The sequence below is a fragment of the Leptotrichia sp. oral taxon 879 str. F0557 genome, from assembly GCF_000469385.1.
Taxonomy (GTDB): Bacteria; Fusobacteriota; Fusobacteriia; order Fusobacteriales; family Leptotrichiaceae; genus Leptotrichia; species Leptotrichia mesophila.
The window spans coordinates 20811-32592 of the sequence record NZ_KI271343.1; the positions used below are offsets into that span (position 1 = coordinate 20811).

At 33.8% G+C, this 11782-nt stretch carries 1 protein-coding gene; it reads right to left on the reverse strand.

The features are described 5' to 3' along the window. Nucleotides 1-86: 86 nt before the first annotated feature. Nucleotides 87-10961, reverse strand: a complete 10875-nt coding sequence (locus HMPREF1552_RS08135; protein WP_039901453.1) for an autotransporter-associated N-terminal domain-containing protein — start codon at nucleotides 10959-10961, stop codon at nucleotides 87-89. Between the last annotated feature and the right edge of the window lie 821 nt (nucleotides 10962-11782).

The following is an 11782-nucleotide window of genomic DNA, read 5'->3' on the forward strand; positions in this document are numbered from 1 at the left end:
ACTATTTCTAGTAGTCTCCTATAATTAAGCTATTTTTTTGTAGCCATTAAGATATTTTTCGCTATTAAAGCATATTTAGTTTCTGATTAGTACATTAATTTCAATCCTAATCCTGCTTTAAAGTTATGTCCTTGTGTATCATATCCTGTATTAACAGTTAATCCCACTCTTCCATTATCCAATCCAAATTTCAAGTCAGATTTGAAGTTTCCTCTTCTATCTTCTTTATCACCTTTGATTGTGTAATAGTCTGTCCAAGCTCCTCTAATTCTTGCTTCGTTTTCTACATTGTTGATTCTTCCAAGTTCGTTTTCGTAGCTGAATCCAAGGTTTGCAGTAAAGTTAGTGTTCTTGAATACAGGTTGACTGTAACTGAAATCAATTCCAGCTTTAGGTTTGATTGAGTAGTAGTCATCACTCTTAATATCAAGTGCCATGTCTCCATCTTCATGGATTCCTGAGAATCTTCCATATTCAAAGTTTAATCCTATACTTGGAGTTATACTGAATCCTTTATTAAGTCTGAATACTTTTTGAAGATTTGCATTAACTCCTGCACCATAAGTATAATAATCAGATTTAGCTCTGAATTCTTTGTCGACTACCCAGTATCTACGTTTAGTGTTAGTTCTTCCGAAGAATCCATCTCCACCTATAGTTAACGTAAATGTTCCATACTCATCAAGTGGTGTTTGTTTATACAATCCTGATTTAAGCATTGCTTGATTTTCATATGATCTTGCAAGATCTTTAAATGTGAAGTAATTATTTACTGCACCTACATAGAATCCTGAACCTTCACCTAATCTAACTGTTTCATCTCCATGTAAATATACGAATCCTCCTGCATTACTTTCCCAATCAGGTTGTCCTGCTGTATCTGTCTTATACTCATTCTTTTGTCCGAATGCTTTGAATTTATTTGAATCTTTAGTAGCGTTTCTTTCACTTCTTAATTGAGCTACTTCACCACTAAGGATATCTGATGTTGCTTTAGTTCTTTGTTGGATTCCACCATAAATGTGTCCTCTCATTTGATCAAACGCTTGAGCAAGGATATGTCCTTCACCATTACCTAAGCTATTAAGTTTATTGAAGATCATTTTTTCTTCACTTCCAGGTCTTGCAATCTCATAAAGATTATCAAGGTTGTTAGTAAAGTTAATTAATGACTTATCATCGTCGAATGCAAATGAGTGATATGGAACTTTACTCATATACAATTCTCTAATTTGGTTATTGTCATCAATATTTGCAGAAACTTGCCATGTTAAGCTTGCTGATAATGGATTTACAGTAGCTCCTCCAGGCAATCTTCTCAATGCATCATTAAATGGTTTCAAGAATGAACTTCTTTCGATTGTTCCATCAGGATGTGTAATATCTCCAAATCTTAATGCTTTTGCATTTGTATACATTGTAGCTTCTGTACCGAAGTATAAATCAACTTTTCCTAAGTGTGTTAAGTTTTCAATACCATTTATAGGATTTGTATATCTAACACCTGATGTATCTACATACATTCCAATATTTGTTACTTCAGAAAGTTGATTTGTACGGTAGCTTGGCCATGCAGGGTTTCCAAATTCATCTCTAGTAGAAAGATCAATAATTCTAGTTCCACCTGTTTGAATACTATTTGTAAGAGTTATGTTACGTGCCCATTCTCCTATATTCTTAGCATCTGTATCAATATTTGTTATAGGTACTTGCACACCATCAATTGTAACTGTTGTAAGAGGTACAATATCAGGTCTTGTTATTGTAGTTCCTACACCTGTAGTCTTAGGATTTCCATTGCTTCCTTCTACAATTGAACTTTCAGATCCACCATACAGATCAGTTGCACCTTTACCGTCATTTCTTCCGTTATCTGCATCAGTCTTACCATTTAATTCTCCTGCAGTCTTAGCAGTTGCGTATCTTGAATCTTCAGATGTAACGTGAATAACATTTCCAGAACCATCTACAACGAATTTAGATTTATCTGTAACAATACCAGTTGAACCTGTTCCTGTTACGTTGATTACCCCATAGTTCTTAATGAATCCACCGTTTATCGCGATAACACCTTTAAGATTTTGAGCATTACCTGTGATTACTCCTGTAGATTCATTTACTCCCATAGCTCCTCTGTCGATATACATTCCAATCGCACTATCTCCAATCAGGTTAATAGTACCATAGTTTCTAGCTATTGAACCTTTACCTGTTGCTAACATACCGATTCCTGCTTTTTCTTGTACGTTGATTACTCCATGGTTTTCAATGTTTCCTTGTCCACTAGTTCTATCATATACAGTTTCACCTTTATTGTTTGTTCTGTAATGGTTACGTCCTGCTCCCATACCTACTGAATACATTAAGTTTACAGTATCTGAAAGACCTGTTGTTATTGTTCCATAGTTTTTAGAAGCAACTGCGGTATTTTCAGATATAATACCCACATTACCATATCCTACAGCTTCATGAGTAGGATCTAGGCTACGTTTAGCAAGGTCATATTGCGATCTTAAATCAATAGTTCCTTTGTTTACTACGCTACCTTTTGTATAGTATGCAGTATTGTAATCTCCATCCATTGTAACATTTGCGTATGATGTTGCATCTGATGCGTCATCTGCTGAGTAATAGTACACAGAGTTACCTTGTTCATATATTTCTAAAGGTCTTCTAGCTGGATTTTCTGTTGGTTTTGTAGATTTTACATGACCGCCTTGGTTGTTATCAGTAGAGTATGCAAGTTTAATTACAGGTGCATTTCCAGCTTCTCCAATTGTTACATTAGTATAGTTTCCTATGCTTCTTCCACCTGTTCTTTCAGCAAGAACAATTCCGTGTGAGAATCTATCAATTTCCATATTTGCACTTACATTTACGTTTCTTGAAGTATTTGAGAAATCTCTATTAGAATCAATATATACACCAATTGCAGAATCACGTTCTCTTCCAAGTTGAGATAACAAATCATTAGGCTGTGCATATCCATTAGGTACCCCTGCACTTTGCTGTCTAGTTAATGTATATGGATTTCCATCTACATCAAGTCCTGTTGGTTGTATATGTCCAAGTACAGTATCATTACCTACTTTAATATCTGATTTTTTGATTTCTACATTTCCATCACCAGAGTAAATACCGTAACTGTTTCTATTTACTACAAACAATGAGTTAGTACCGTCAGCTTTTGCACCTGTAGTGATGTTATGTCCATAGATAGACCAGCTTCCGATATTTCTTGCACTTGTAGTATTTGATTTACCACTTGTAGTATCTCCTATCTTAATATCTCCATGATGTTCGATTGATCCAGAGTATCTGTCCATGTTATTTGAACGTATTCCAACATTGACTTTCTTCATATCTTCACGTGTCACATCAGAAGCTTTTGCTGGCATTAATGATTCATTAAGCTTGATATCTCCCCAGTTTATAAAGTTACCTCTATTTACTACAGCTCCATATGCTCTAAGGTTTGTAACTGAACTTGAATCCTCTTCAATATTTCCTTTATTTATAACTGTATCATTTACTAGAGGAGTAGCAGTATTTAGACCAGTATTAACTAATATTCCTGCAATACCTTTAGATGTTCCAGCATGAGAATTAGTTCTTTCATTTACTAAATTAACTTTATTTGTGGCAGATGCTGCAGCTTTATTTGAGAATAAAATATCAAGATCATTTCGTGCAGTTGTAACAAGTGAGTTATTTCTAGATCCAAATGCCATTGCGAATGCATTTTTATCGTTAGCACCGTTATAATTGTATTGGAATTTCTTCAGATGGCTTGAGTTTGTACCTACTGCTACATTTGTTGCATCCATTCCCCATAATCCTACTCCGTTATCTTTAGTTTCAACAGTGAAAGTATTAGAGTTTAGTGTGATATTAGTAGCTTCAGCAAAAATACCTACTCCATTTTTACCAGTAAGAATATTATTATTATTAGCACCAAATTGTCCTATATTAGTATTACTACGACTGTTTAATGTAAGGTTTCCACCAGCATTTGTAGCATTTGTAGCAGCATTATAGTTTCTATTGCTATTTACAACTGCGATACCTACACCACGTGCGTCATTATTTGTAACATTAGCATTTTTTACATCTATACCAGCTACAGAGAGTCCGGCATCATTATATGTTACGTTGATATCAGATCTTAATGCATTCCCTCTATTTTCTGCATAAATACCTACAGCAAGATCTCCTTCGGCATTAATCTTACCATCAATGTTCAAAATATTTATTTTGTTGTATGAAATAGACTCATCAGCATTCTTATCATAAGTTGCACGAGCATCTGAGATACCTACGATACCATAGTTTTCACCGCTTGGTGTTGATTCAGCACTTGCTGAGAATCCTCTGTTTGCTCTTAGTGTAGACAATGAACTGTTAGCATTATATTTACCTGTTATTGTAATTTCACCGCTATTTGAGATGTTACTTGAATCTGTTGCAAATATTCCATATCCATGATCTACAGTAATTTCTGCACCAGTTTTATTTTGTGCTGTTCCGAATATCACATTAATACCAGCAATATCAACTTTAGTACCGTTATGTCTAGTTCCTCCCCAAACATTAATCTTTCCAGAGTTTATAATTCCTGATTGATCAGCACTTGTTTTTTCCCAAACAGATTTCCCATTTACATCACCATCAAGATTTCTCCAACGACGAAGTGAATTTGCCATGCTAAGTCCTTGACCAGCTCTATATCCAGTAGCTATATCTCCAAATACTTCCTTAGTAGCATTAATTTCGATTATTGTACTTTCCATAGAGATATCATTAAATGGATCATTTAATTTACTGCTATCATTATTTGAAGTTAATTTAACATCTTCAAGGTTTGTCTTATCAGCTGAAATTACTAAATGACCATTAAGTATTGTACTCTTAAATCTATTACCAACATCTGTATTGGTATCAGTAGCCGTATTAGGTGCAGTTGCAAATTTTTTGTTTTGAATTTGCATTCCTTCTGCATAAAATTTACCTATACTATCTAGATAACTAGCCGTACCTGTTGGTGATGTTCCTGCTGCATTTGTATTACCTAGATTATTCCATACTAACTTACCTGATGGTTGATTTATAATACCTAATTGAACTGCATAGTCATCATTCATAATAGCTGCTTTTACATTTTCCATTCCACGGTATTTAGCTCTATTATATTTTCCACCTGAATCTGCAGTATCTTTTGCATAATAATCTCTGATCAGTTCATAGCTTTGTCCTACTGTATAAGCTCCAGCTCCATTTCCACCATGAACGTTACCTGATAGAAGAATACCATCATACATATCTATGTTTGTATATCCTGCAATAGCTTGATCGTTAAATGTAATTCCCGCATTATCAATATCTGATCGTCCTTCATAGGCTCCACGGTTTACATAGAATGGCGTAGTATTAGTGTGATCATTTGCAACACCTACACCATTTCCTCTACCATATCTTGCTACAGGAGAAGTTAGATCGACACCAGTTACAGCTTGAGTAACAGAACCAACTTTAGATTTCGTAGAAACTGTATTTCCTACATTATTTTGATTTATGATGTCTCCTGCAAAGTAAATTTGTCCATTCTTTTCAGCAAATAATGCACCATGTTCACCTGAAATTACTGTAATATTTCCTTTCTTAGTAGCACTCTCTTTTGAGAATCTTACTGATGAAGATATTTTATTTGTTGGATTGTTTGCATCAACTGTACCTCTCGCATAAGCTCCCATTCCATATATTAATGAAGAATTTGCTCCTGCTGGTGATGTAGTTGTTCCTTCTTTAGAACTTGCTGATCTTCCAGCATTCTCAATAACAACAGATCCACCATCAATTGCAACAGCACCTATATTTTGATAAGTGTTTGCTAATTTAGAATCAGTAGCTACTAGTAATCCGTTTAGATTTCCAGCTCCATCATTAACAGTAGTATTTAATAAGTTATTATCTGCGGCTATCATTTGACCTTTTATTAAAATTGACGACGCATTGGCGTTAATAGCATCTTGCCCATCAGCATAACCAATTATTGAACGATATCCTCCTGCTCTTACATTTGCGGATGTTACTTTCCCACCTTTAGTAGCAAGAAGTGCTGTTCCTTCACGTGATACTAAGTCAACTCCTACTGCTGTAGTGTCAATTTCTGATCTGAATGCTGCAGATGGAAGGTTATAATATCCTGATAGTCTTCCATTAAATGTTCCAGTTGCATAAGCATACACTGAATTTTTTGAAGTTACTTTATCTGGAACATTATATCCAAAGTCTGAAGTTCCATTTTTAACATTAACTCCATCTGAAACTAAATTAGCTCCACCATTAGTAGTATAATGGTTTCCAGCAACTACAACCTTAGTTCCATTCTCAGACCAAATTACAGTACTATCATTAGCTTTTTCATTAAGACCTATGTTTAATCCACCAAATTTAAGATCTGATAATTGGTCTGCACCGATAAATCCAACTATACCTTTTGTTAGATCTGATCTTTGTCCAGTATTTGCATATACCCCAACACTTCCATTAGAATCTAATCCAGAACCTGTATCTGCTCCAATTACACCTTGTACAGATATTTTATTTGTACCTGTCAAATTAAAGACACCTGAGTCTACATTGGTTCTATTAATTTGATTAAAAGTATTATTGTCTCTATTATTTTGGTAAGTTCTATTATTAAAGGCTAAGATCGCACTATTAGTACCATTCATGCTTACGTAGTCTAATCTTAATTTTCCGTCATTTACATAACCTAAATTTTCATATCCAATACCTCTGTTACCAGATATTCTAATTACCCCTGTATCATTAGAAGCTACAGGTACATAATTTAATTCATTGCTTAATGTAAAAGTATCCGCAAATGCATTGTTTAAGATACCAACATTATTAGCTCCTCCAGTAAGGGATATATTCCATCCTTTGTTAGCAGTTCCTTGTGTTATTGTTAAAGTCTTACCTAAGGTAGCTACATTATGTCCACTTTGGATATTAATACCAATATTATTAGCTCCATATCCAGTTATTCCTGTAGCTTGACCAGATCCACTCTCACCTTCCATAGTTAATGTATTGTTATAATCTCTGTTTCTTATTGTGATAAATACATCATTACCTGCGTCTCCTGAAGCTGTTTGGATTTGAGTTGCCTTACCAATGTTAACATCTCCATTATACATAAAGATTCCAGTACCAGTACCATCTGATGTTCCATTAGTTGAATCTATATTTATTGTTGTATTTTCAATTTTTTCAATTTTTGCTTGAGCAGTATAACTATCTCCTACTAAGATACCAATATTACCGTTCTTTCCGTTAGCATTTCCATTAACATTGATAGTAGTATTTGTGATTGAAGCGATGGTTCTGTCGTTACCAACATAGATACCAGTATTATTTGCATCTCTTGTTAAAGCTGGTGATGTATTTACATCAAAAGTCATATTTGAAATCGTTACTTTATCACCAGTAGCACCACCAGCACCACCATAAGAACTACCTACAACATAGACACCATTACTGCTTGTTGCACCTGAAGCAAGAGGAGCTACAGATCCGATTCTAACTGTACCATTTTTCAGATCTAATTTACCACCTAGTGCATAAATTCCATTTGAATTTGTTCCACCATCTAGATAGAAGTTTGTACCATTAACTGTTGCGACTTGTCCAGCTATACTTAAATAGATACCGTTATTGCTATTTCCAGTATTTGTGAAACTACCCCCTGAAACACCTAATGAAGCACCATCTAATATTCTTAAGCCATTACTTTCACCACTTTCTACATTAAAGTGCGTATTGCTTATTACATGGGCCCCTGTAGCACCTGTATCAATAAAGATACCATTGTTTCTCGATCCTGTGCCTTTTACAGTGAATGATGCATTAGATACGTCCAGGATACCTTTTTTAGTATAAATACCATTACTGTAACTAGGATTACCTCCTGAATTTCCTACAATAAATGTTGGAGTAGTACCAGTTCCGAAATTATAACCTATTGTTAATTTAGCTGCATCTTGGATGTTAATACCGTTTGAATAATTGTTATTTACATGAAAATGAGTTCCTGTAGATTTAATATTCTTACCAGTCGAATTTATGTATATACCATTAGATCTAGCTGAATTTATAGTAAACGTACCATCTTCTGTTTCTACAACACCTGTACTTGTTATACCATTTGCCCCTTCAGTTAGCGGTGCTGTTGTAGATGTTGCATTTGTAGTAAGCACAAAATCTGTTTTCTTAGTTTTTACTGTACCGTCATTACTTCTAATACCATTCGAATTTGTTGCATTTACAGTAATTGTACCTAATTCTGTAGTAATAGTTCCTTTTCCGTGATTATTAATACCATTTGAATTTCGTCTATTAATATCAATATCAACTTTATAAGTATCTATTGTTCCTGTATCTAAATTCATAATACCATTTGAGTCTTTTTGACTTACAACTATAGAACCTTTTCTCAATGAAATTGGCTTAGCTTTTACATTTACTATACCATTTGAACCAGTTGGTACAGGAGAAGTTCCCTCTGTAATGTTTATTTCAAAGTTTACTGCATCAAGTGTAGTTGCATTCTGGTCATTATAGATACCAGTATTACCTGAACGTTTCAAATTAATTATATTTTTATCAGTACCATTACTCAATAGGTATAAACTTCCATCATTTCTTATAGCATTTGAATCATTTTGATCAATAGTAAAAATATTATCTTGAATCTTTGTTGTACTAGCTTTCGAATTATTAATCGCATTTGAATTTTTTGAGTTAATTTCAAATTCACGTCCAGCTACACTTAAAGTAGCGGCTTTTGTTCCATCTCCATTATAAATAGCACTAGATCCAGTAGCATTTAAGTTAAGAGTGAATTTTTCACGATTACCTGTAGTATTAGTAATTAATGCATTACCAGTACCAGTATTAACTATAAGGTTTGATCCATTTGATCTAAGTTCAAACGTTCCTCCTCTAACTGTTAATTCCTTATTACTATAAATGGCATTTGAACCTGTAGCATCAACTATAAAATTACCATCTTTAGTAGTTGCCGTAGCCAAGTTTGTTATAATATTAGAACCCGCTCCAGAAACATAAAATTGTCCTCCGTTAGTAGTCAATTTTCCATCAGTACTAGCTCCAGCTTTATTTAAGATACCATTTGAACCTGTACTTGCTATGTTAAAAGTAGGAGTTGTAAGATTTACATATCCACCTTCATTATATATTCCATTACTTCCACTTGCACCTGATTCAAGTATATAGCTACTTGATGTATCATTATAAGTTCCTACAGTATTACTTGTTCTAAATACAGCTACAGCATTATGTCCTGAATTACTTTCAATCTCAAATCTATTTCCATTAGCTGTTACAGTATTAGAATTAGTACCTCCACCTACAGCAAGACCTATACGTGCAGTAGAACCTCCTATATGGAATGTATTAGTATCAAAATTACTCATAGTACTAGTTGCATGAACTGCTGCATTAACACCTGTGTGGTTAGCATCGTAATATGTATACTGCATACTAGTATCAAAATTACCACCTGGTATAGTAACACCTGCATATGTAAAACCGCTCCAATTCATACGGTGTGTTGGTCCTGATCCCCAAGTACTATGATACGCACCGGAGTATGTTGTCGCTGCAGTTAAAGCTTCTGACCAAGTTAGACCTGGATTACCAGCTATTAATCTTGTTGCTAACCATTTATTCACATCAGTTACAGCACTTGAACTAGCAGTTATTGTAACAGTACTTCCTGTTCCTCCACTATCATCATCTTCTCCCCAACTATCTGAAGAAACATTTGTAGAGACATTATCATATCTGATTTTAGCTTTTCCTCCAGCACCACCATAGAACCATCCAGATACTGTTTTACCTTCAGAATCAGCATTTCCTAAATAAAATGTACCACCTGTTAATTGAGTTATAGTTGAAAATTTCATTGGATTTGTATATCTTGCCCATCTACGTAAATTATAAACTTCTGATTGTGGTATAGCTGCAGAATTTGCTGTTAAGAAAGTCGCTTTTGTTGGCATTGTAGCGGAAACACTAGGATTTACACCTGCAGCAGTACTTGCAGAACCACCATTAGCTGTACCTACACTACTATTAGAAGCTAACCCTGCATTTTCTACTGTATTAGAAGTATTTGACAAATACGTCCAGCTTTTATGACCTGTACCATTTCCAGTATTATTATTATCTAAAGAAAACGTTGCTCTATCAACTGTTGTAGTAAGAGTTCTACGTGTATGTGTAAAGTTATTACTTGGTGTTAAGCTCACATTTGTCCCTACTGGTGATTCTACTGCATATGTATATTCAGGCGCAGTAGGCAATGATAGTGAATCAAGTCTATCTATTTCATAAGGTCTATATGGCTCATGTATATTTGCAGGATTGATTGCCAACGAATTTGGCTCCTGATTTCTTGGTAAGTTTAATCTAGTTGCTCCATAAGCATTTTTCTTTGCATCAAACACATATTTAGTCAAGTCATTGTTTCTTCTAAAGTATTCTAAATATTTTCCTCCACGACCTCTGTAAGAAGTTCTCCAGTCGTTATTAGTAAATCCTGTTGCATACTGGAAGGAAGCCCAAGGACTTTTTATAACATGTTCTCCTTGTTCCATAAGCATTACAAGTTCTCTTTCAGCCCCTTTAAGAGATTTTTCATTTTCCTGTCTTGCACGCAGGAAGGACTGTCTGAGATCCATTATGGATTCATACGCTTGTGATGACACTTCCTGTTGTTCCTGAACAACATCTGCTCTAAGAGTCTTAGGTGCTATTGTTAACATTCCTGTTACAAGGAATGTAATCAGTAAACTATCAGAATAATGTACATCCTTACATCTTTTTACAAACGATCGCAGATCTTTAGCAATCTGTCGTAAATTATTACTCATATTTTCCTCCTTTAAAGTTGAAATAGTCATAAGGACTATTAATCAATGTTTAAGTTTCATACACTCCTAAAGTTACAGGAGATATTAGTCTTGTTAATCAGAAAATTATAACGAAAAATTCTAAAAACTGAACAATTATGAAATCAGACAATACAAAAGCATTTTTCTAAGGAATATATTTGATAAAAGTATTAGGAGGTTCTTACCAGATATTACAAGTGATTTTTTGATGTAACAGTTAATTTATTGTTAAAATTTCTTAAATAAGTGATTGATAGTGATTTCAACAAGTGATAAATCCATGGCAATGCCATAAGTTTCCTGGGAACTATGTAATACATATTTAACCAGGCTCTTCGGATAGATTCTACCCTGCTCATTTAACACCAAAAATATACCATTTTTGAACATAAAATATTTTATAGAAATAGATTAATTGAATTTTTATAAAAAAGCAATATCCATATCTATTTTAATACTCTAATAAGTCCTCAAAATAATTTAAAACTAACTTGACAACATTTCAACTTATCAACTTAAAATTTTCTAAAAATAAATCCCTTGGAGAATAACTTAAAAAATCAGATTTTCGGTTTAATGAAAAATAACATAATACAAAAAACTTATTGAATATTATGTTATATATTAGACCTGATTTTTCATGATTCTTATAATGAAATTATTTAAATTCAATTTTTAGAGACGAGATGAATTCTATGTCACTTTTTTATTCCTTTGTAGAATATTTTCATATTTTTCTGAAAATTCCATTCCATTGTCCAATTTTCTTAAAACTTAACGGATACAATAGCTCAATTAAA

Coding starts and splice junctions, on each gene's coding strand:
- HMPREF1552_RS08135 (WP_039901453.1), bottom strand. CDS start 10,961: ATGAGTAATAATTTACGACAGATTGCTAAAGATCTGCGATCGTTTGTA.